This window comes from Streptomyces sp. SCSIO 75703 (assembly GCF_036607905.1).
Lineage (GTDB): Bacteria > Actinomycetota > Actinomycetes > Streptomycetales > Streptomycetaceae > Streptomyces.
This window is the reverse complement of sequence record NZ_CP144555.1, coordinates 2975696-2996797: the sequence shown is the minus strand read 5'-3', so window position 1 is coordinate 2996797 and position 21102 is coordinate 2975696. Positions and strand designations below refer to the sequence as shown.

18 protein-coding genes are annotated in these 21102 nt (G+C 72.8%); 8 read left to right on the top strand and 10 right to left on the bottom strand.

Annotation, left to right across the window (positions count from 1 at the left end; genetic code table 11):
* Positions 1–57 precede the first annotated feature (57 nt).
* The 3 genes from hemB to VM636_RS13000 all read left to right on the top strand — a co-directional run bounded on the left by hemB (position 58) and on the right by VM636_RS13000 (position 2994).
* Positions 58–1056 (top strand): porphobilinogen synthase, encoded by a 999-nt coding sequence (gene hemB / locus VM636_RS13010; protein ID WP_053913316.1) that lies wholly within the window; start codon positions 58–60, stop codon positions 1054–1056.
* Positions 1057–1182: 126 nt separating this feature from the next.
* Complete coding sequence (locus VM636_RS13005; protein WP_338484490.1) at positions 1183–2085, top strand: SAM-dependent methyltransferase; 903 nt, start codon at positions 1183–1185, stop codon at positions 2083–2085.
* A gap of 63 nt (positions 2086–2148) precedes the next feature.
* On the top strand, positions 2149–2994 hold the full coding sequence (locus VM636_RS13000) for an arylamine N-acetyltransferase (RefSeq protein ID WP_030420615.1): 846 nt from the start codon (positions 2149–2151) through the stop codon (positions 2992–2994).
* 52 nt (positions 2995–3046) lie between these two features.
* On the opposite strand, the gene argS is transcribed toward VM636_RS13000, so the two are convergent.
* Positions 3047–4813, bottom strand: coding sequence for an arginine--tRNA ligase (argS, locus tag VM636_RS12995; RefSeq protein ID WP_053913314.1), 1767 nt, complete (start codon positions 4811–4813; stop codon positions 3047–3049).
* A gap of 168 nt (positions 4814–4981) precedes the next feature.
* On the opposite strand from argS, the gene lysS reads away from it, so the two are divergent.
* The gene (gene lysS, locus VM636_RS12990; protein WP_338484488.1) at positions 4982–6727 is read left to right on the top strand and encodes a lysine--tRNA ligase; all 1746 of its coding nucleotides are present in this window, start codon (positions 4982–4984) and stop codon (positions 6725–6727) included.
* Positions 6728–6800: 73 nt separating this feature from the next.
* On the opposite strand, the gene VM636_RS12985 is transcribed toward lysS, so the two are convergent.
* From VM636_RS12985 to VM636_RS12975, 3 genes are all read right to left on the bottom strand, one after another.
* Entirely contained in the window at positions 6801–8348 is a 1548-nt protein-coding gene (locus tag VM636_RS12985; RefSeq protein WP_338486367.1) for a DUF2637 domain-containing protein, read from the bottom strand.
* Between the two features lie 131 nt (positions 8349–8479).
* Positions 8480–9421 carry a DUF3558 family protein gene (locus VM636_RS12980; protein ID WP_037858317.1) on the bottom strand — a complete coding sequence of 314 codons (942 nt, stop codon included), beginning with the start codon at positions 9419–9421 and terminating at the stop codon, positions 8480–8482.
* Positions 9422–9539: 118 nt separating this feature from the next.
* Complete coding sequence (locus VM636_RS12975; RefSeq protein ID WP_030420610.1) at positions 9540–10403, bottom strand: hypothetical protein; 864 nt, start codon at positions 10401–10403, stop codon at positions 9540–9542.
* 215 nt (positions 10404–10618) lie between these two features.
* On the opposite strand from VM636_RS12975, the gene VM636_RS12970 reads away from it, so the two are divergent.
* Positions 10619–11812: an RtcB family protein gene (locus VM636_RS12970; RefSeq protein WP_338484485.1), complete on the top strand. Its 1194-nt coding sequence runs from the start codon at positions 10619–10621 to the stop codon at positions 11810–11812.
* Between the two features lie 36 nt (positions 11813–11848).
* Here the strand turns inward: VM636_RS12970 and VM636_RS12965 are convergent, their stop codons facing one another.
* Positions 11849–11995 (bottom strand): hypothetical protein, encoded by a 147-nt coding sequence (locus tag VM636_RS12965; RefSeq protein WP_199809390.1) that lies wholly within the window; start codon positions 11993–11995, stop codon positions 11849–11851.
* The gene (locus VM636_RS12960; RefSeq protein WP_030420608.1) at positions 11995–12771 is read right to left on the bottom strand and encodes an SDR family NAD(P)-dependent oxidoreductase; all 777 of its coding nucleotides are present in this window, start codon (positions 12769–12771) and stop codon (positions 11995–11997) included. Before VM636_RS12960 ends, VM636_RS12965 begins: the two co-directional genes overlap by 1 nt.
* A gap of 181 nt (positions 12772–12952) precedes the next feature.
* Between VM636_RS12960 and VM636_RS12955 the strand changes: the two genes are divergently transcribed.
* Positions 12953–14050 (top strand): LLM class flavin-dependent oxidoreductase, encoded by a 1098-nt coding sequence (locus VM636_RS12955; protein ID WP_030420607.1) that lies wholly within the window; start codon positions 12953–12955, stop codon positions 14048–14050.
* Positions 14047–14676 (top strand): FMN reductase, encoded by a 630-nt coding sequence (locus VM636_RS12950; RefSeq protein WP_030420606.1) that lies wholly within the window; start codon positions 14047–14049, stop codon positions 14674–14676. The genes VM636_RS12955 and VM636_RS12950 overlap by 4 nt, the downstream gene beginning before the upstream one ends.
* Before the next feature lie 813 nt (positions 14677–15489).
* Here VM636_RS12950 and VM636_RS12945 read toward each other — a convergent pair.
* Positions 15490–16623, bottom strand: coding sequence for a glutathione-independent formaldehyde dehydrogenase (locus VM636_RS12945; protein ID WP_030420605.1), 1134 nt, complete (start codon positions 16621–16623; stop codon positions 15490–15492).
* A gap of 372 nt (positions 16624–16995) precedes the next feature.
* On the opposite strand from VM636_RS12945, the gene VM636_RS12940 reads away from it, so the two are divergent.
* The gene (locus VM636_RS12940; protein ID WP_030420604.1) at positions 16996–17187 is read left to right on the top strand and encodes a hypothetical protein; all 192 of its coding nucleotides are present in this window, start codon (positions 16996–16998) and stop codon (positions 17185–17187) included.
* 24 nt (positions 17188–17211) lie between these two features.
* On the opposite strand, the gene glpK is transcribed toward VM636_RS12940, so the two are convergent.
* The 3 genes from glpK to VM636_RS12925 all read right to left on the bottom strand — a co-directional run bounded on the left by glpK (position 17212) and on the right by VM636_RS12925 (position 20997).
* The gene (glpK, locus tag VM636_RS12935; RefSeq protein ID WP_030420603.1) at positions 17212–18729 is read right to left on the bottom strand and encodes a glycerol kinase GlpK; all 1518 of its coding nucleotides are present in this window, start codon (positions 18727–18729) and stop codon (positions 17212–17214) included.
* 78 nt (positions 18730–18807) lie between these two features.
* Positions 18808–19644 (bottom strand): MIP/aquaporin family protein, encoded by an 837-nt coding sequence (locus tag VM636_RS12930; RefSeq protein WP_199809389.1) that lies wholly within the window; start codon positions 19642–19644, stop codon positions 18808–18810.
* Positions 19645–20235: 591 nt separating this feature from the next.
* On the bottom strand, positions 20236–20997 hold the full coding sequence (locus VM636_RS12925; RefSeq protein WP_030420601.1) for a DeoR/GlpR family DNA-binding transcription regulator: 762 nt from the start codon (positions 20995–20997) through the stop codon (positions 20236–20238).
* Between the last annotated feature and the right edge of the window lie 105 nt (positions 20998–21102).

The window sequence follows — 21102 nt, the reverse complement described above, 5'->3', positions numbered from 1 at the left end:
CGGCGCCCGACCGGGCGTCGGCAAAGGCACCGGCGGGGCGGGCGTAGCGTAGGGGGCATGACGACGTACGGACACTTCCCCCGCACCCGGCCCCGGCGGCTCCGGAGCACCCCCGCCATGCGTCGGATGGTCGCGGAGACCCGGCTGCACCCGGCCGACCTGGTGCTGCCCGCCTTCGTGCGCGAGGGCGTGAGCGAGCCGGTGCCGATCTCGGCGATGCCCGGCGTGGTGCAGCACACCCGGGACTCGCTGCGCAAGGCCGCCGTCGAGGCGGCCGGGGCAGGGGTCTCCGGGATCATGCTCTTCGGTGTGCCGGAGGAGGCGAAGAAGGACGCCACCGGCAGCGCCGGCACCGACCCGGACGGCATCCTCCAGGTCGCCCTGCGCGACGTGCGGGCCGAGGTGGGCGACGACCTGCTCGTCATGTCCGACCTGTGCCTGGACGAGTTCACCGACCACGGCCACTGCGGCGTGCTGGACTCCGGGGGCCGGGTCGACAACGACGCGACCCTCGGGCGGTACGCCGAGATGGCGCGCGCCCAGGCCGAGGCCGGGGCGCACGTCGTCGGCCCCAGCGGCATGATGGACGGGCAGATCGGCGTCGTCCGCGAGGCCCTCGACGGGATCGGGCGCGAGGACGTCGCCGTCCTCGCCTACACCGCCAAGTACGCCTCCGCCTTCTACGGCCCCTTCCGCGAGGCCGTCGGCTCCTCGCTCACCGGCGACCGCAAGACCTACCAGCAGGACGCGGCCAACTCCCGCGAGTCCCTGCGGGAGGTGGCGCTCGACCTGGCGGAGGGCGCCGACATCGTCATGGTCAAGCCCGCCGGCCCCTACCTCGACATCGTGGCCCGCGTCGCCGACGCCGTGGACGTGCCGGTGGCCGCGTACCAGATCTCCGGCGAGTACGCGATGATCGAGGCCGCCGCCGAGAAGGGCTGGATCGACCGGGACCAGGCCGTCCTGGAGTCGCTCACCGGCATCAAGCGGGCCGGCGCCGGCATCATCCTCACCTACTGGGCCACCGAGGTGGCCCGCACCCTCGGCCGGGGCTGAACCGGACACCTCCCACGCCCCCGGCCCGGGTGGCCGGGGGCGCCCGGGTACTCCCAACTCCCCCTGGGAGTTAGGTTGTCGACGACCAGAACGGTTCGTACACGACCGACAGACCAGGGAGCCCCCATGCCCGGTGACGCGCTCAGCCAGGACCCCGCGGAACTGCGGAGGAGGATCGACAGCGGCCGGGCGCACCCCGCCCGCGTCTACGACGTCTTCCTCGGCGGCAAGGACCACTACCCCGCCGACCTCGACGCGGCGGCGGCCGGCCTCGCCGCCAACCCGCGCGGCTACCTCGACGTCCGGCACAACCGGGACTTCCTGCGCCGCGCCGTGACCACCCTGGCCCGTGACGAGGGAGTCCGCCAGTTCCTCGACATCGGCACCGGGCTGCCGACGGCGGAGAACGTGCACCAGATCGCGCAGCGCCTCGTCCCGGACTCCCGGGTGGTCTACGTCGACAACGACCCCGTCGTCCTCGCCCACGCCCGCGCCCTGCTCACCAGCGGCCCCGAGGGCCGTACCGACTACATCGACGCCGACCTGCTGGACCCGGCCGCCATCCTCGAACAGGCCGCCCGCACCCTCGACTTCGACCGGCCCGTCGCCCTGTGCCTCGTCGCCATCCTGCACTTCGTCGAGGACGCGGCGGCCTACCCCATCGTCCGCGAACTGGTCGACGCGCTGCCCGCCGGCAGCCGGCTCGTCCTCAGCCACCTCACCGACGACCTCAACCCGGAGAAGGTGCGCGCGGTCCGGCGGACCTACACCGAACGCGGCTTCACCTTCGTGCTGCGCACCCGCGCCGACGTCGAGCGGTTCTTCACCGACAGCGGGCTGACCCTCGCCGAGCCCGGCGTGGTCCCCGTCCACCACTGGCGGCCCGACCACGCGGCGCCCGTCCCCGAGCGGCCCGAGGAGTCCTACCTCGCACAGCTCGACGACATCGAGAAGGCCCGCTACCAGGACATCAACGACGTCACGGACGCCGACATCAACGTCTACGGCGGCCTCGCCGCCAAGGGCTGAGCGCCCCGGGACCGCCGGCCGGGACCGCGACCGGACGGCCCGGCGCTTCCGTACGGTGAGGCCATGCACCACAGCACACCGACCACGCCCCTCGACCCGGACGCCTACCTCGCGCGGATCGGCCGGCCGGGGCGGTGGCGGCCCGACGCGGCCACGCTCCGCGCCCTGCACCTCGCCCACCTGCGGGCCGTCCCGTTCGAGAACCTCGACGCCCTGGCCGGTTCCGCGCCCTCGCTCGACCTCGGCGACCTGACGGCCAAGCTGGTCCACGGCCGCGACCGGGGCGGCTACTGCTACGAGCACAACACGCTGTTCGCCGCCGTCCTGGAGGCGCTCGGCTTCACCGTGACCCGGCTCGCGGCCCGGGTCGCCGTCGGCGCCGAGCGCGTCGAGGACCGGCCCCGCACCCACATGGCCCTCCTCGTCGAGGTGCCCGGGGAGCCGGTGCCGCACCTGGCCGACGTCGGCTTCGGCGCGGCCGGTTCGCTGCTGGAGCCGGTGCCGCTCACCGCGGACACCGCCTTCCACCGCGCCGGGCGCGCGCACCGGCTGGTCCACGTCCCGCACACCGGCCCGCTGGAGCTGTGGCTGCTCCAGACGCGGACGCCCGGGGCGGGGGCGGCGTGGGAACCGCAGTACGCCTTCACGCGGGAGCCGTTCACCCCGGGCGACTTCGAGATCGTCAACTGGCACATGGCGACCAACCCGCGCTCCCCCTTCTCACGGCGGCCCTACGTCCGCAGCGTCACCCCGGAGCGCGACCTCCTCTTCCACGACGGGGCCCTGACCGAGACCGCCCCCGACGGCACCACGGCCACGCGCACGCCCGCCGACGAGGCGGACGCCCGCCGCCTGCTCGCGGACGCCTTCGGCATCACGGCCCCGGACGGCGTACGGCTGCTGGCATGACGAGGGCCCCGGGGGCGGTTCGTCCGCCGCCCCCGGGGCCCCGGCCGGGTGTTCAGAGGCGCTCGGGCGTCCGGATGCCGAGCAGCGCCATGCCCTGGTGCAGGGTGCGGGCGGTCAGGTCCACCAGGAAGAGGCGGTTCTGCGTCTGCTCGGCGGTGTCGGCCTTCAGCACCGGGCACTGGTCGTAGAACGTGGTCAGCAGCGAGGCGAGCTGGTACAGGTAGGCGGCGAGCTTGTGCGGCTCGCAGGCCGCCGCCACCTCCAGCACCGTCTCGCCGAACTGGTCCAGGTGCAGGCCGAGGGCGCGCTCGGCCGCCGCCAGCTCCAGCTCCGGGTGCGGCACCGGGCGGGCGTCGCCGGCCTTGCGCAGGATGGACTGGATGCGGGCGTAGGCGTACTGGAGGTACACCGACGTGTCGCCGTTGAGCGACACCATCTGGTCCAGGTCGAACTTGTAGTCGCGCACCGCGGACGTCGACAGGTCGGCGTACTTGACCGCGCCGATGCCCACGTACCGGCCGTTCTCCTCGATCTCCGCCTCGGACAGGCCCACCTTCCCGGCCTTCTCCCGCACCACGGAGGTGGCCCGCTGGACCGCCTCGTCGAGCAGGTCCTCCAGCTTGACCGTCTTGCCCTCGCGGGTCTTGAACGGCTTGCCGTCCTTGCCGAGGACCGTGCCGAAGGCGAGTTGGGTGGCGGTGACGCCGTCGAGCCAGCCGGCCCGGCGGGCGGTCTCGAAGACCATCTTGAAGTGCAGCGACTGGCGGGCGTCGACCACGTAGAGCAGGGTGTCGGCCTTCAGGGCGAAGACGCGGTCGCGGATGGCGGACAGGTCGGTGGCCGCGTAGCCGTAGCCGCCGTCCGACTTCTGCACGATCAGCGGGACCGGCTTGCCGTCCGGGCCCTTGACGTCCTCGAAGAAGACGCAGAGCGCGCCCTCGGAGCGGACCGCGACGCCCGACTCCTCCAGCAGGCGGCAGGTCTCCGCGAGCATGTCGTTGTAGCCGGACTCGCCGACGATGTCCGGGTCGCGGACCTCCATGTCCAGCTTCTCGAAGACGGAGAAGAAGTAGATCTTCGACTCGTCGACGAACTTCTGCCAGACGGCCAGCGTGTGCGGGTCGCCCGCCTGGAGGTCGACCACCCGGCGCCGCGAGCGCGTCTTGAACTCCTCGTCGGCGTCGAACAGCTTGCGCGCGGCCTTGTAGAGGCGGTCGAGGTTGGACATCGCCTCCTCGCCGCTGACCTGGCCGGCCTTGTGGTCCAGCTCGTGCGGGTGCTCCTCCAGGTACTGGATGAGCATGCCGAACTGGGTGCCCCAGTCGCCGATGTGGTGGCGCCGCACGACCGTCTCGCCGGTGAACTCCAGCAGCCGCACGACCGCGTCGCCGATCACCGCGGACCGCAGGTGGCCGACGTGCATCTCCTTGGCCACGTTCGGCTGGGCGTAGTCGATCACCGTGGTGCCGGGGGACCCGGCGCGCGGCACGCCGAGCCGGCCGGTCTCGTCCGCGTACCGGGCGGCCAGGTTCGTGGTGATCGCCCGGTCGGCGATGGTCAGGTTGAGGAAGCCGGGGCCGGAGACCTCGACGTCGGCGAGCAGGTCGCCGGTGGTGACGTGCGCGACCACCTCGGCGGCCAGCTCCCGCGGGTTCGCCTTGGCCTTCTTGGCGAGCGCGAGGATGCCGTTGGCCTGGTAGTCCGCCCGGTCGCTGCGTCGCAGCAGCGGGTCCGCGCCGGCCGCCTCCGGCCGGGTGGCCGTCAGGGCGGACGCGAGGTGCTGCTCGACGGAGTCGGTGAGGGACGTGACCGAGGCCATGGAGGGATCGCCGTTCTGCTCGGGTTCCTGGGGCTGCCTGTAGTGCGGTGACTACGGCATCCGAGTATCCCACGCCGGGTGAAGCCATTTTCGCGGATGGGGGCGCGGCTGGGAGAATGGTGCGGTCAGCCGTGCGACCGTACCGGCTGCTAGAGCAGAAAGAAGGACGTGCCGATCGTGGCTCAGAGCACAGAGACCACCGACTGGGTCTCCCGTTTCGCGGACGAGGTCATCGCCGAGTCGGAGCGACGTGCCCCGGGCAAACCGGTCGTCGTCGCGTCCGGGCTGTCCCCCTCGGGCCCCGTCCACCTGGGCAACCTGCGCGAGGTCATGACCCCGCACCTGGTCGCCGACGAGATCCGCCGCCGGGGCGTCCCGGTGCGCCACCTGATCTCCTGGGACGACTACGACCGCTACCGCAAGGTGCCCCAGGGCATCGCGGGCGTCGACCCCGAGGCGTGGGCCGAGCACATCGGCAAGCCGCTGACCTCGGTCCCCGCCCCCGAGGGGTCCGCGTACCCGAACTGGGCCGAGCACTTCAAGGCCGCCATGGTCACCGCGCTGGCCGACCTCGGCGTGGAGTTCGACGGGATCAGCCAGACCGAGCAGTACACCTCCGGCGTCTACCGCGAGCAGATCCTGCACGCCATGCGGCACCGCGGCGACATCGACGCCGTCCTCGCCCAGTACCGCACCAAGCCGAAGACCGCCGGGAAGAAGCAGCAGAAGCCGGTCGACGAGGCCGAACTGGAGGCCGCCGAAGGCTCCGGCGCCGCCGCCGAGGACGACGGCAGCTCCGGCTCCGCCGGCTACTTCCCGTACAAGCCGTACTGCGGGAACTGCGACAAGGACCTCACCACGGTCACCGCCTACGACGACGAATCGACCGAGCTGACCTACGCCTGCACCGCCTGCGGCTTCTCCGAGACCGTGCGGCTCTCCGAGTTCAACCGCGGCAAGCTGGTCTGGAAGGTCGACTGGCCGATGCGCTGGGCGTACGAGGGCGTGGTCTTCGAGCCGAGCGGCGTCGACCACTCCTCGCCCGGCTCGTCCTTCCAGGTCGGCGGGCAGATCGTCGGCATCTTCGGCGGCAAGCAGCCGATCGGCCCGATGTACGCCTTCGTCGGCATCAGCGGCATGGCCAAGATGTCCTCGTCCCGGGGCGGCGTGCCCACCCCGGCCGACGCCCTGAAGATCATGGAGCCGCAGCTCCTGCGCTGGCTCTACGCCCGCCGCAAGCCCAACCAGTCCTTCAAGATCGCCTTCGACCAGGAGATCCAGCGGCTCTACGACGAGTGGGACCGGCTCGACGCCAAGGTCGCCGCCGGCGAGGCGCTGCCCGCCGACGTCGCCGCCCACTCCCGCGCGGTGCGCACCGCCGCGGGCGAGCTGCCGCGCACCCCGCGCCCGTTGCCGTACCGCACGCTCGCCTCGGTGGCCGACATCACCGGCGGGCACGAGGACCAGGCGCTGCGCATCCTGAGCGAGCTGGACCCGGAGCACCCGCTCGGCTCCCTCGACGAGGCCCGGCCCCGGTACGCCAAGGCCGAGGCGTGGGTCACCACCCACGTCCCCGCCGACCAGCGCACCATCGTGCGCGGCGAGCCGGACGCCGACCTGCTGAAGTCCCTCGACGAGGCGTCCCGCAAGTCCCTGCGGCTGCTGCTGGACGGGCTGGCCGGCCACTGGTCGCTGGACGGGCTCACCCACCTCGTCTACGGGGTGCCGAAGGTGCAGGCCGGCTTCTCCGCCGACGCCACGCCGAAGGAGCTGCCCGCCGAGATCAAGACCGCCCAGCGGTCCTTCTTCGCGCTCCTCTACCACCTGCTGGTCGGCCGGGACACCGGCCCCCGGCTGCCCACCCTGCTGCTCGCGGTGGGCCAGGAGCGGGTGCGCGCCCTGCTCGGCGACTGATCCCGCCCGGACACCCGACAGGGGGCGCCCGGCACTCGCCGGGCGCCCCCTCGGCCGTCACGGCACCGCCGGGTCAGGCGATGTGGTCCTCCTCCAGCTCCTTGCTGAAGCGGGTGGAGAACTCGGTGACCAGCCGCTTGGCCTCGGTGTCGGGCAGCGGGGCGCCGAAGGTCGCCTGGATGTTCTCGCCGAACTCGCGCGGGGTCGGGAAGCTGTCGTCGATCGACCGCTTGAAGACCTGGTAGTAGGCGTCCTCGTCCGGCTCCGGGGTGCCGCCGCCCTCGCCGAGTTCGCGGGTGCGGCCCGGCACGACGGGGATCGGGAAGCTGCCGGTCTCCTCGGGGGAGGGCTCGTGCAGCGGGGGCTCCTCCTCGTACTGGTCGCGGTACTCGTCGGCGTGGCGCTGCTGCTCGTACCACTGGGCGTACTGCTCGGCCGGGTCGTACGCGGGGTCGTAGCCGCCCTGGTACTCGATGCGGCGGGTGTTGAACCAGGGGCTCTGCTCCGGGCCGCCGGGGGCGCCGGGGGTGCCGTGGGTGCCGGGGGCGCCGAGGGGGGCGAGGTTCACAGAGCCGTCGGGGTTCACAGCGGTGCGGGGGTCGGCCGGGTTCACAGCGGTGCCGGGGGTGGCGGAGTTCACAGGGTCCTCGGGGTTCACAGCGGCGTCCGGGCGCGTCCGGTTCACAGGGGTCGCGCTGTTCACCCCGTTCGTGCTGTTCACAGAGTTCGGGCGGTTCACGCCTGCCGCCCCGTCCGCTCCGTTCACGGCATCCGCGCGGTTCACACCGTTCACGGCATTCGCCGAGTTCACAGCGCCCGCCTGCGCGGCGGCCCCCTGCGCGGCGGCCCCCTGCGCGGCGGCCCCCTGCGCGGCGCCCGCCGCCTGCCGCTGGCCCTCCAACTCCAGCCGCTGCCCCGCGCCCGGCGCCGCCACCGCGGCGGCCGTCGTCCCCTCCGGCGCGGGCGGCAGCAGCGCCGGCTCGATGCCCGCCGCCGCCAGCCCCGCCGGCGCCGTGTCCGCCAGCGGCACCCCGTAGCGCGCCAGCCGCAGCGGCATCAGGGACTCCACCGGGGCCTTGCGGCGCCAGGCGCGGCCGAAGCGCGAGCGGAGCCGGGCCTGGTAGACCAGCCGTTCCTGCTCCAGCTTGATCACCTGGTCGTAGGAGCGCAGCTCCCACAGCTTCATCCGGCGCCAGAGCAGGAAGGTCGGGACCGGCGAGAGCAGCCAGCGGGTGAGCCGGACGCCCTCCATGTGCTTGTCGGCGGTGATGTCGGCGATCCGGCCGATGGCGTGCCGGGCCGCCTCGACGGAGACCACGAACAGCACCGGGATCACCGCGTGCATGCCCACGCCGAGCGGGTCGGGCCAGGCCGCCGCGCCGTTGAAGGCGATCGTCGCCATCGTCAGCAGCCACGCCGTCTGGCGCAGCAGCGGGAAGGGGATGCGGATCCAGGTCAGCAGCAGGTCGAGGGAGAGCAGTACGCAGATGCCCGCGTCGATGCCGATGGGGAAGACGTAACTGAAGTGCCCGAAGCCCTTCTTGAGGGCCAGTTCGCGCACGGCGGCGTACGAGCCCGCGAAGCCGATGCCCGCGATGATGACGGCACCGAAGACGACCATGCCGATGAGAACGCGATGCGTCCGGGTCAGCTCTAGTGGCGCGGCCACCCGTACTCCCCTCCCAGTGCCTGTTGTTGCGCGCAACAGAGTGGCACATGTGTGCGGAGGACGGGTGGCCGGTAGGGGGAGCGTCAGCTCTCGCGGGCCGTCGCCGAGGCCGAGGGGCTCGCGGCACCGGACTGCGCGGGCGAGGCCGAACCGCCGTCAGCGCCGTCCTTGTCACCCTCGCCGGAGCCGTCCCCGGAGCCCTTTCCGGAGCCCTCGCCGCCGCTCTTGCCGCCGTCCTCGGCGCCGTTGGCCTTCTGCACCGAGGCCACGGCCTCCTGGGCGGCCTTGAGCGCGGCCTTGGCGAGGTCGTCGGCGGACGGCGTCTTGTCGCCGGCCAGGCCCGCGCCGTTGTAGTCGAGGGTGATGACGACGTTCTCGGTGCGCGCCACGACCGTCTGCTGCTTGAAGGTTCCTTCCTTCTTCTTCAGCTCGTAGCGCACCACCGTGGCCTCGTCACCGGTGTCCCCGGCCTCCTCGGCCTTCAGGTCCTTGGCGCCGTCCGCGGCCTGGGCGTCGGTGACCTGCTTGCGGTAGTAGTCGCCGGCGAGCTTGTCGCCCTCGCCGCGGGTCGCGTCCGAGTCGAAGCGCAGCATGGAGACGCTCAGCCAGCGGAACTGGGAGCCCTTCACCCCGTTGTCGGAGAGGCTGTCCCAGGAGCAGGTGGCGCGCGTCGCGTTCTCGCCCGACGTGCTCTCCTTGCCGGAGCCGGCCTTGGGCACCAGATCGCCCAGGGTCTTCTTCGACAGCACCGAGCAGGGCTCGGGCAGTTGCGCGTACGCCGCCTCGCGGACCGTCGGGGTCGGGCTCGGGGACCGCGTGGCCGACGCGGAGGCCGCGCTCTCGCCCTTGCCGTCGCCGGAGCCCGAGGAACAGCCCGCCGCCGCCAGCGTCAGGGGCAGGACGGCCGCGCCGGCCAGCAGACGGGCCAGGCGCCTCGCCCGCCGGTCACCTCCCCAGCGCCTCGACGGTGTGGGAGGCACCCCCGGATCTCGCTCTGCTCGTCGCTGCATGGTTCCTTCACTCATGGCACTCGTGGTTCCTGCGTTTCGGAACGGGTCCGAGGGGCCACGGTACGCGGTGCTTACGGCGGCGGGTCCCGGTTCGCGGCCTTCGTGGAGGGGGTGCGAGCGGCGGGCGACCGGCTCAGCGGCTCAGCGAACGCGCCAGTTCGGCCGCGATTTTCTGGGCCCTGTCCTGCATTTCCTTGCTGTCCGGGATGATCTGGGCCATCGCCGACTGCTCCGCGTACTCGACGGTCACCATCACGTTCGACGTGCGGAACGCCACAGTCACGGTGCGTCGTTTGGCGGTCGACCCGGAGCTGCTGAGGCGGTCGTCGAGGAACGCCTCGTCGCCGAGTCCGTCGAGCAGGCGCGGCTGGAGGTCGGCCGGGGTGGCCCCGTCGGACGGGCCCGTCGTGGCGTCGGCCGGTCCGGAGGGGGCGCCGCCCGCGGCACCGGAGGCACCGGGGGAGGGGGTGCCGGCGGAGGCGGTGGCGGAAGGGGTGCCCGAGGCGGTCTCGGAGGCGGTGCCGGAGGGCGTCCCGGAGGCGGTCGGCTCGGGCAGGTCGGCGGCCTCCACCTGCCGGGCGAAGAGCAGCTCGGCCTGGCTGTCGTCGCTGACCCGGTTGTCGTAGGAGACGACGCGTTCGAAGTCGACGAAGAGGTGGTCGGTGGCGTCGGCGGACTCGACCTTCCAGCGGCAGCCGACCTTGCGGTCGGTGTCGTAGGCGAGGGTCGCCTCCCCGGCGTAGGCCTTCGCGCGCTGCTCCTCGTCGGTCATCTCCGGGATGCCGGGCAGCAGTTCGTCGAGCGTCTTGTGGCCGACCGCGAGGCAGGGCTGCGGCAGGGTGCGGTACTTGCCGGGCTGGGCGGCCTCGGTCGCCTCGCCGGGACGGCCGGGATGGGAGTCGTCCGTCGTGGCGCCGTCGCCCGACCCTCCGGTGCAGCCGGCCAGCAGCGCCGCGAGGAGGGCGGCGATGCCGGGTGCGTAGACCTTCCGCTGCACGGGTGGGCTCCTCTCGACGACGGCCGTGGGGCCGTTCCGGTCGGGTCGCGGGGGCGTTCCCGCCGGATATTCGCTTGCCGGGCGGGGTCGCCCGCTGGAGACAATGTGTATCGCACGCGCCGCCGTGAACGCCGGTCCGATGTCCTGTTGGTCGGCCCTGGCTCCGGTTTTTGCGCTTTTCGACTTTTACGGGGTTCTGGGGGAAGAGGGGCGTTATGTCGTACGTGGAGCTGCCGGGTGCCCGGGTGCCGATCCGCATGTGGACCGACCCGGCGACGGTCGAGGACGGGGCGTTGCGGCAGCTCCGGAACACGGCGACCCTGCCGTGGATCGAGGGCCTCGCGGTCATGCCGGACGTGCACTACGGCAAGGGCGCGACGGTCGGCTCGGTGATCGCGATGCGGGGCGCGGTGTGCCCGGCGGCGGTCGGGGTCGACATCGGCTGCGGTATGTCCGCGGTGCGCACCTCCCTGACCGCGAACGACCTGCCGGGCGATCTGTCCCGGCTGCGTTCGCGGATCGAGCAGGCGATCCCGGTGGGGCGCGGGATGCACGACGAGCCGGTCGACCCGGGCCGGCTGCACGGGTTCGCCACCGCGGGCTGGGACGACTTCTGGTCGCGCTTCGACGGCGTCGCCGAGGCGGTCCGGTTCCGGCAGGAGCGGGCGGGCAGGCAGATGGGGACGCTCGGCAGCGGCAACCACTTCGTCGAGGTGTGCGTCGACACCGAGGACGCCGTCTGGCTGATGCTGCACTCGGGCTCCCGCAACATCGGCAAGGAGCTGGCCGAGCACCACATCGGGGCGGCCCGGGATCTCCCGCACAACCAGGGGCTGGTCGACCGCGACCTCGCCGTCTTCGTCGCGGACACCCCGCAGATGGCCGCCTACCGCAACGACCTGTTCTGGGCGCAGGAGTACGCCTCCCGCAACCGCTCGATCATGATGGCGCTGCTCAAGGACGTCGTCCGCAAGGAGTTCCGGAAGGCGAGGCCGTCCTTCGAGCCGGAGATCTCCTGCCACCACAACTACGTGGCGCAGGAGCGGTACCGGGGCGTGGACCTGCTCGTGACCCGCAAGGGGGCGATCCGCGCCGGGCGCGGCGACCACGGGATCATCCCGGGCTCCATGGGCACCGGTTCGTACATCGTCGAGGGGCTGGGCAACGAGGCGTCGTTCAACTCGGCCTCTCACGGGGCCGGCCGGCGCATGAGCCGCAGCGCGGCCAAGCGCCGCTTCACGGCGAGGGACCTGGAGGAGCAGACGCGGGGCGTGGAGTGCCGCAAGGACTCCGGGGTGGTGGACGAGATCCCGGCGGCCTACAAGCCGATCGAGCAGGTCATCGACCAGCAGCGGGACCTGGTGCGGGTGGTGGCCCAGCTCCGGCAGGTCGTCTGCGTCAAGGGCTGAGCCCGCGGGCCGGGCCCCGGCGGTCGCCGCCGGGGCCTACTTGGCGTGCTTCACCGCGTAGATCATCACGAAGGCGACGAAGTGGATGCCGAAGAGGAAGTACCCCAGCCACCACCACATCAGCCGCTGTTCCTTCTTCTCGCGTGTCCGGCGGCGCTCGTCGCGGCCCGTCTGGTCGGGCATCACGCCTCCCGGTGCAGTTTCGTGTGGGACGCCTGCGCCCGGGGGCGGACGACCAGCAGGTCGATGTTGACGTGCGGGGGCCGGGTGACCGCCCAGGCGACGGTGTCGGCGACGTCGTCCGCGGACAGCGGCTCGGCCACGCCCTCGTAGACCCGGGCGGCCCTCTCGGCGTCGCCCCGGAAGCGGGTGAGGGCGAACTCGTCGGTCTTCACCAGGCCGGGGGCGATCTCGATCACCCGGACCGGGCGGCCGACGATCTCCAGCCGGAGCGTCTCGGCGAGGACGTGCTCGGCGTGCTTGGCGGCGACGTATCCGGCGCCGCCCTCGTAGGTGGCGTGACCCGCGGTCGAGGTGACCACGACCACGGTGCCGTCGCCGCTCGCCTCCAGCTTGGGCAGGAGCGCCTGGGTGAGGTGAAGGGTGCCGATGACGTTGGTCTCGAACATGCGGCGCCAGTCGTCCGGGTCGCCCACGGCCACCGGGTCGGCGCCCAGCGCGCCGCCCGCGTTGTTCACCAGCACGCCGACGGTCCGGAAGGCGGTGGCGAACTCGTCGACGGCCGCCCGGTCGGTGACGTCCAGCGGGTACGCGGTCGCCGAGTGGCCGGCCGCCGTGATCTCCTCGGCGAGCGCCTCGATCCGGTCCTTGCGGCGGGCGGTCAGCACGACGCGGTATCCGGCGGCGGCGAGCCGGCGGGCCGTCGCGGCACCGATGCCGCTGCTCGCCCCGGTGACGACGGCGATACGGGAGGCGGCGGGCGGTGCTGCGGGGGCCATGGGCTGCTCCAGGGTCGGACGTCCGGTCGCCGTCCAGCGTAAGTCAGCCCCCGGGCCGCGCCCCGCGCTCCCCGGCTCTCTGCCGGGCCGGCGGGGCCGGCGGGATCTGCGGAATAGATCGGGGAGGCGCGTGGTTGCCGGGGTATAGTTGAAGCGTCAACAACTTGGAGGGTGAGCGACCATGCAGTTCGGGATCTTCAGCGTCGGCGACGTCACGCCGGACCCCACCACGGGCCGTACCCCGACCGAGCGCGAGCGGATCAAGGCCATGGTCGCCATCGCGCTGAAGGCCGAGGAGGTCGGGCTCGACGTCTTCGCCACCGGGGAGCACCACAACCCGCCGTTCGTGCCCTCGTCCCCGACGACCATGCTCGGCTACATCGCCGCCCGCACCGAGCGGCTGATCCTCTCCACGTCCACCACGCTGATCACCACGAACGACCCGGTCAAGATCGCCGAGGACTTCGCGATGCTCCAGCACCTGGCCGACGGCCGCACCGACGTCATGATGGGACGCGGCAACACCGGCCCGGTCTACCCCTGGTTCGGCCAGGACATCCGCCAGGGCATCAACCTCGCCATCGAGAACTACGCCCTGCTGCACCGGCTGTGGCGCGAGGACGTGGTGAACTGGGAAGGCAAGTTCCGCACCCCCCTCCAGGGCTTCACCTCGACGCCCCGCCCGCTGGACGGCGTCGCCCCCTTCGTCTGGCACGGCTCGATCCGCTCCCCGGAGATCGCCGAGCAGGCCGCGTACTACGGCGACGGCTTCTTCCACAACAACATCTTCTGGCCCGCCGACCACACCAAGCGCATGATCGAGCTGTACCGCGCGCGCTACGCCCACTACGGGCACGGCACCCCCGAACAGGCGATCGTCGGCCTCGGCGGCCAGGTGTTCATGCGGAAGAACTCCCAGGACGCGGTGCGCGAGTTCCGCCCCTACTTCGACGTGGCCCCGGTCTACGGGCACGGCCCCTCGCTGGAGGAGTTCACCGCGCAGACCCCGCTCACCGTGGGCTCGCCCCAGCAGGTGATCGAGAAGACCCTCGCCTTCCGCGACTACGCCGGCGACTACCAGCGCCAGCTCTTCCTGATGGACCACGCCGGGCTGCCGCTGAAGACCGTCCTGGAACAGCTCGACCTGCTCGGCGAGGAGGTCGTCCCGGTGCTCCGCGAGGAGTTCGCCAAGAACCGTCCGGCCGGCGTGCCGGACGCCCCCACCCACGCGTCGCTGCTGGCCGCGGCCCGCCAGACCACGGAGGTCACCGCCCGATGAAGCTCGTCGTCGTCTCGGCGGGACTGAGCGTCCCGTCCTCCACCCGGCTGCTCGGCGACCGCCTGGCCGCCGCCACCGCCGAGGCCGCCTCGGCCGGCACCGACGGCGCGGGGGCCCCGGCGGACGTCGAGGTCGTGGAGCTGCGCGACCTCGCCGTGGAGATCGCCCACCACTTCACCAGCGGTTTCCCCGGCACCGCGCTCTCCGCCGCCTTCGACGCGGTACGGGAGGCGGACGGGCTCATCGTGGTCACGCCGGTCTTCTCGGCCTCGTACAGCGGGCTGTTCAAGTCCTTCTTCGACGCCCTCGGCGGCAGCGACCCCGACGCGCTGGCCGGTACGCCGGTGCTGGTCGCCGCCACCGGCGGCACGGCACGGCACTCGCTGGTCCTGGACCACGCCCTGCGCCCGCTCTTCGCCTACCTCAAGGCCGTCGTCGTCCCCACCGGCGTCTACGCGGCCTCGGAGGACTGGGGCGCCGAGGGACTGGACGCCCGGATCGGGCGGGCGGCGGGGGAGCTGGCCGCGCTGACCCGCGGGCGGGCGGCCACCCGGCCCGCCCCGGCCGACGACTTCGCGGTCGTGCCCTTCGCGGACCGGCTCGCCGCCCTGCGGCCCTCCGGCTGACCCCGGGCGGGCCGCCGGCCGGGCGGCCCCGCCAGGGGCCCGGAGCCGCCCGCCGTCCCCCGGACCGGCCCCGGCCGGAAGCGGACCGGAAGCGGTCCGCCGCTGGCGGCGGAAGCGGCCCCGCCGGTGTCCTCGGGGAATGACCTCACCAGCGACCGTCCGCCGCCCCGCCGACGTGCCGCGCGGGCGAAGGCGTCGTCGCTCGCCTCGGCCAGGGGGCGCCCGCGGACCAGGGCCAGCGCTGCGGCCAGCCGGTCGGCGGCGGAGGCGGGGGCGGCGAGCAGCGCCGAGTCGACCAGTTCGGTGAAGTCCGCGCAGTCCAGCTCGCCCGGCCCCAGCACCAGCCGGTACGCGGTCTCCGGCACGGGTGCCGCCATCACCTGCTCGGTGCGCAGCACCCGGGAGCCGGCGCCGCTCTGGCCGGGGTCGAGGGCGCGGCGCAGTTCGAGGACGCGCTTTTGCACCTCGTTGCGGCGGCGGTGGGCCTGGCTGTGGCGCTCGTCGCCGACCGCCCAGACGTCCCGTCGCAGCACCTGCACCGGCACCGGCTCACCCTCGGCGGCCACCAGGCGGACCAGCAGCCGTTTCGTCAGGGGGGGGCAACCGGACCGGCACGCCGTCGACGTGGGCCGGGCCGGTACGGCCTGAGCCCGGCGGCCGGTCCCGGCCGCCGGGCCCGCGCGGACAGCGGGCCGACGCCCGACGGCGGGGGCGGACGCCGCGGGACGGACGGCGGACGGTGCCGGCCCCGGGGGTGGGACCCGGGACCGGCACCGTCGTGCGCGCGCCCCGCGGCCCGCGCCTCGGGGGCCCTCAGGGGTGCAGGATCACCTTGGTGTAGCCCTCGATCCGCTTGTCGAACTTGTCGTACGCCGACGACGCCTGCGCGAGGGGCAGTTCGTGGGAGACGACGAAGCTCGGCGTCGCCCGCCCCTCGATGATCATGTCCCTGAGCTGGCGGTTGTAGCGCTTGACGTTGCACTGGCCGGTGCCGACCCGCAGGCCCTTCTCGAAGAGCTTGCCGATCGCCACGAGGAGCTTGCCCTGTTTGGCCTGCTCGTCCGGACCACCCGGGTCGGCCGGCACGTAGAGCCCCGGCACGCCGAGCGCGCCGGTGGGCCGCACCGTGCCGACGAGGGAGTTGAGGACGGTGGCGGGCTCCTCCTCGCCGCCGCTGCGGCCGGTCGCCTGGTAGCCCACGGCGTCCACGCCCTTGTCGGTGCCGACGCCGCCGGTCTGGTCCTTGATCTGCTCGATCGGGTCGCCCGCGGAGAAGTCGACGGGCACCGCGCCGATCTCCCGCGCCTTCTCCAGCCGCTCGGGGACGCGGTCGACGACGAACACCTTCTTCGCGCCGCGCAGGAGCGCCGAGTAGGCGGCCATGAGGCCCACGGGCCCGGCCCCGTACACCGCGACGCTCTCGCCGGGGCGGACCTGGGCGAGTTCGCAGCCGTGGTACCCGGTGGGGAAGATGTCCGCGAGGAGGATGAAGTCCGTCTCGTGCTCGGTTCCCTCGGGGAGTTTCAGGCAGTTGAAGTCGGCGTAGGGGACGCGCAGGTACTCGGCCTGGCCGCCCTGCCAGGGCCCCATGGCGACGTAGCCGTAGGCCCCGCCGGCGAAGCCCGGGTTCACGGTCGTGCAGTATCCGGTGAACCCCTCGGAGCAGTTCCGGCAGAAACCGCACGCCACGTTGAAGGGCATGACCACGCGGTCGCCCTGCTTGAGGGAGGTGACGCCGGAGCCGACGTCCTCGATGACGCCCATGTTCTCGTGGCCGAAGACGATGCCGGGCTCGGCCGCCGTGCGGCCCTCGTACATGTGCAGGTCGGAACCGCATATCGCGGTCGAGGTGACCTTCACGATCACGTCGTTGGGATGCTGGATGGCGGGCTTGTCCACGTCTTCGACCGCGACGGTGAACGGCCCCTTGTAGACGACGGCCTTCATGGCTGGCCCTTCCGTTCGACGACACACGTGCCGGCCACGCCGCCCTGCCCGTCCCCCGCGTGACCCATCTCTCATGGTTCTCCGGCCCACGGGATCGGGCAAGTCGGTATTGTCCGGTGAATACCCTGGTACGTGGCGTGAAAATTCACGAACATCACGAAATCGGGCGGCCTGCCCGAGGGGATGCCCGGAGAAGGCCGCCCGTCCGCAGCCGCCCGGGACGCCGGACCCGGCGTACCGGACCCCGGATCCCGGGAATCTGCCGGACGACGCCGGGGGAGCGCCGGGAGGTGCCGGGAAGGCGCCGGAAGGACACCGGGCAAGGACCGGGAAGGCGCCGGGGCGCCAGGAGAAGGTGAGCGAGGGAGAAGGATGTCCGCACAACGACTGGGGACGCTGCTGGTCCCCGTGCCGGGACTGTCCGGCACCACCTACCCGCCGGGGACGACCGTGACCGTCCGGGGCCGGGGCGCGACCGTCGACGCCTTCGTCGGCGGCGACTGGCTCCCGCTGTCCTGGTGGGAGTTCTCCGACGGGCTCCGCGAGGACATCGCGGACCGCTGAGCCCGTGGCCCCGGCCCCCGGCCCTCAGTCGACCTGCACCCAGTCCAGGGTGCGCTCGACGGCCCGCTTCCAGCCCGCGTAGCCGTTCTGCCGCTGGTCCTCGCTCCACTGCGGGCTCCAGCGCTTCGACTCCTGCCAGTGGGAGCGCAACTCGTCGGTGTCGCGCCAGAAGCCGGTGGCGAGGCCGGCCGCGTAGGCGGCGCCGAGCGCGGTGGTCTCGGCCACCACCGGCCGGCTGACCGGGACGCCCAGCACGTCCGCCTGGATCTGCATGCACAGGTCGTTCGCGGTGACCCCGCCGTCGACCTTGAGCACGTCCAGGTGCACCCCGGAGTCCTGCTCCATGGCGTCGACCACGTCCCGGCTCTGGTAGCAGATGGACTCCAGGGTGGCCCGTGCCACGTGTCCCTGCGTGTTGTAGCGGGCCAGGCCGACCATCGCGCCGCGGGCGTCGGAGCGCCAGTAGGGGGCGAAGAGGCCGGAGAAGGCCGGGACGAAGTACATGCCGCCGTTGTCCTCCACCGAGCGGGCGAGCTGCTCGCTCTCGGCGGCGGTACGGATGATCTTGAGCTGGTCGCGCAGCCACTGCACGGCCGCCCCGGTGACCGCGATCGACCCCTCCAGCGCGTACACCGGGGGGCTGCCCTCGAACTGGTACGCCAGCGTCGTGAGCAGCCCGTGCTGCGAACGCACCAGCTCCGTACCGGTGTTGAGGACCAGGAAGTTGCCGGTGCCGTAGGTGTTCTTGGCCTCGCCGGGGGAGAAGCAGACCTGACCGACGGTGGCGGCGTGCTGGTCGCCGAGGACCCCGGTGATCGGCACGGCGGCGTTCAGCGGCCGGGAGGTGCGGGCCTGCCCGAATGCCTCCGGGTGGGACGAGGGGTGGATCGAGGGGAGCATCGCCCGCGGGATGCGGAAGATCTCCAGCAGCTCGTCGTCCCAGTCCAGGGTCTCCAGGTTCATCAGCATGGTGCGGCTGGCGTTGGTGACGTCGGTGGCGTGGACGCCGCCGTTGGGGCCGCCGGTGAGGTTCCACAGCACCCAGGCGTCGGTGTTGCCGAACAGGGCGTGGCCCGCCTCGGCGGCCTCGCGCAGCCCGTCCACGTTCTCCAGCAGCCACTTGATCTTGCCGCCGGAGAAGTACGTGGCCGGCGGCAGCCCCGCCTTGTGGCGGATGGTGTCGCCGTGGCCCTCGCGCTCCAGCGCGGCGGCGATGCTGTCGGTGCGGGTGTCCTGCCAGACGACGGCGTTGTAGTACGGGCGCCCGGTGCGCGGGTCCCAGACCACGGTGGTCTCGCGCTGGTTGGTGATGCCGATCGCCCGGAGGTCGGAGGCGGTCAGCCCGCCGCTGCGCAGGGCGTTCTGGATCACCGTGTTGGTGCGCTCCCAGATCTCCACCGGGTCGTGCTCGACCCAGCCGGACCGCGGCAGGATCTGGTCGTGTTCGAGCTGGTGCCGGGCCACCTCGTTGCCGGCGTGATCGAAGATCATGAAGCGCGTACTGGTGGTTCCCTGGTCCACCGCGCCGACGAACTCGGGCATCGTTGCCGCCTCTTCTCGGGTTCCTGGTGTCGTTGCGCTCGCGGGGCGGCGCGGGGCCCGCGGGCCCCGCCGCCGGGCCTACGAGGGTTCTTCGGTGGCGGGACCCTCTTCCCGCTCCCCGTGCAGCATCCGGACCATCGGCGTGATGAGCGCGTCGTAGACGAGGGCGCCGATGACGCCGCCGATGAGCGGGCCGACGATGGGGATCCACCAGTAGCCGCTGAACCACTGGAAGGTGCCTGGCAGCGCGATGTCGCCCCAGCCCTCCATGAAGGTGAACAGGCGCGGGCCGAAGTCGCGGGCGGGGTTGATCGCGTACCCGGCGTTGGTGCCGAAGGCCAGGCCGATCGCGACGACCACCAGACCGATGAGGAACGGGCCGAGGTTGGACATCGGGGCCGTGTTGCGGGTGTCGGTGAGCGCGCAGATCAGCAGCAGCAGGAGTCCGGTGCCGATGATCTGGTCGAGCAGTGGTCCCCACCAGGAATTGCCGAAATACTCGGCCGGGAACGTGGCGAAGATCGAGTATGTCGCCAGTGACTGGTCGCGTGGTGCGCCGGATTTGGCGATGGCCGCGTCGATGGCCCACCGGTAACTCGAATAGACCACGGCGGCGGCGGTGAAGGCGCCCACGAGCTGGGCGAACCAGTACGGCAGGATCTTCCGCAGCGGGAATTGCCGCCGTACGGCGAAGGCGAGGGTCACCGCGGGGTTGAGATGGGCGCCGCTGATGCCGCCGGCGACGTAGACGCCGAAGACCACCGCCAGGCCCCAGCCCCAGGCGATGATCAGCCAGTTGGCCGGTCCGAACTCCCCGACCTGGCGGCCCGAACCGGGCAGACCGGCGACCGCGACGGCCACCGATCCGACGCCGAAGAGAATCAGGACGAACGTCCCGAGGAACTCGGCGATCATTTCGCCGCCGAGATGATCTCGTCGAATACCTCGTCGACGAACAACGCGTGCCGCCACCGGGCCTCCTCGTATCGGTATGGACCGCGAATTTGGCGATCTTCACCGAAACGTAGTGCAAAGGAAGATCATCGGCGGATGCGCACAGGGGACTCCAGGGAATTTCGCCTCCATGGAGTAGATCGGGCGTCCGTCCGCGCGGTGCGGTGTGCGCCGTTCGGCGCCATGGCGGCCCCCGTCGGCCCGAAGGGGCGCGGGCCGTTCGGGCCCGGACCGTCCGGGCCCCCGGTGCGGGTCCGGCGGTGGCCGGGCCCGGCGGTGGCCGGGAGGCCGGCCGGCCCGAGCGGGCCGTGTGTGCCATGTGCGTCGCCCGGTACGACCAGGGAGAGCGCTTCCGAAACCAGATTTCCGGACTTCCGATGCGCTTCCGATGCGCTTCCGATGCGCTTCCGATCGGCTTCCGGCGAGCGCCGGGCAGGCGGGTGCCGGGCGCCCCGGTGAGACGGCGGGGCACCGGCGCGGGCGGGTGGCGTGAGCAGGCGTCCGCGGGGCGGGGGAGGGCGCGGGCCGGCCCCGGGCGCGGGTCCGCGCGGGTCAGCCCAGGACGACGTCCACGCCGGCCCGGCCGAGCGCCTCGGCCAGCTCCGGCGGGCAGGCGGTGTCGGTGACGAGGGTGTCGAAGCCGTCCAGCTCGCACACCCGGTGCGCGGCGGTACGGCCGAACTTGCTGGAGTCGGCGAGGACGCACCGGCGGGAGGCGTTGGCCAGCATGGCGCGTTTGGTGGCGACCTCGTCGACGTGGAAGTCGGTCAGCCCGTAGGGGGCGATGCCGCCCGAGCCGAGGAAGACCGCGTCCGCGCGCAGGTTCCGGAAGAACTCCACGGTCTGGGCGTTGGAGCAGGCCAGGTCGCCGGCCCGGAGCCGGCCGCCGCTGACCAGCACCTCCACGCGCGGGCGGGTGCTGACCTCCGCGGCCACCAGCAGCGAGGGCGTGGCGATGACGCCGGTGTGGTCGGCGGGGAGCGCGCGGGCCACCTCCAGCGCGGTGGTGCCGACGTCGATCACGAGGGTCTGCCCCGGCTCGACGAGGGCCGCCGCCGCCCGGCCGATGGCCTGCTTCTCCGCCGCGAGGGTGCCGCTGCGCTCGGTGAAGGACGCCTCCTCGCCGACCGGCGCCTGCGTGCTGGTGGCGCCGCCGTGCACGCGGGTCAGCTCGCCGCTGCGCTCCAGCAGGGCGAGGTCGCGGCGTACCGTTTCGTGGGAGACGCCCAGCAGCGTGGTGAGGTCGTCCGTGGTGACGAACTTCGACCGGGCGATCTCGGCGACGATCCTGCGGTGACGCTCGGCGGCGAGCACGCGCCCACCCCCTTCGCTGTGACCGTTTCTGTGGATCGGTGACTGCATTCTACGGCGCCGGGGGCGATGGCCGGCCGCCGTCCGCTCCCGTGGGTGGGCGGGACC

Coding starts and splice junctions, on each gene's coding strand:
- hemB (WP_053913316.1), top strand. CDS start 58: ATGACGACGTACGGACACTTCCCCCGCACCCGGCCCCGGCGGCTCCGG.
- VM636_RS13005 (WP_338484490.1), top strand. CDS start 1,183: ATGCCCGGTGACGCGCTCAGCCAGGACCCCGCGGAACTGCGGAGGAGG.
- VM636_RS13000 (WP_030420615.1), top strand. CDS start 2,149: ATGCACCACAGCACACCGACCACGCCCCTCGACCCGGACGCCTACCTC.
- argS (WP_053913314.1), bottom strand. CDS start 4,813: ATGGCCTCGGTCACGTCCCTCACCGACTCCGTCGAGCAGCACCTCGCG.
- VM636_RS12985 (WP_338486367.1), bottom strand. CDS start 8,348: ATGGTCGTCTTCGGTGCCGTCATCATCGCGGGCATCGGCTTCGCGGGC.
- VM636_RS12980 (WP_037858317.1), bottom strand. CDS start 9,421: ATGAGTGAAGGAACCATGCAGCGACGAGCAGAGCGAGATCCGGGGGTG.
- VM636_RS12970 (WP_338484485.1), top strand. CDS start 10,619: ATGTCGTACGTGGAGCTGCCGGGTGCCCGGGTGCCGATCCGCATGTGG.
- VM636_RS12965 (WP_199809390.1), bottom strand. CDS start 11,995: ATGCCCGACCAGACGGGCCGCGACGAGCGCCGCCGGACACGCGAGAAG.
- VM636_RS12960 (WP_030420608.1), bottom strand. CDS start 12,771: ATGGCCCCCGCAGCACCGCCCGCCGCCTCCCGTATCGCCGTCGTCACC.
- VM636_RS12955 (WP_030420607.1), top strand. CDS start 12,953: ATGCAGTTCGGGATCTTCAGCGTCGGCGACGTCACGCCGGACCCCACC.
- VM636_RS12950 (WP_030420606.1), top strand. CDS start 14,047: ATGAAGCTCGTCGTCGTCTCGGCGGGACTGAGCGTCCCGTCCTCCACC.
- VM636_RS12945 (WP_030420605.1), bottom strand. CDS start 16,623: ATGAAGGCCGTCGTCTACAAGGGGCCGTTCACCGTCGCGGTCGAAGAC.
- VM636_RS12940 (WP_030420604.1), top strand. CDS start 16,996: ATGTCCGCACAACGACTGGGGACGCTGCTGGTCCCCGTGCCGGGACTG.
- glpK (WP_030420603.1), bottom strand. CDS start 18,729: ATGCCCGAGTTCGTCGGCGCGGTGGACCAGGGAACCACCAGTACGCGC.
- VM636_RS12930 (WP_199809389.1), bottom strand. CDS start 19,644: ATGATCGCCGAGTTCCTCGGGACGTTCGTCCTGATTCTCTTCGGCGTC.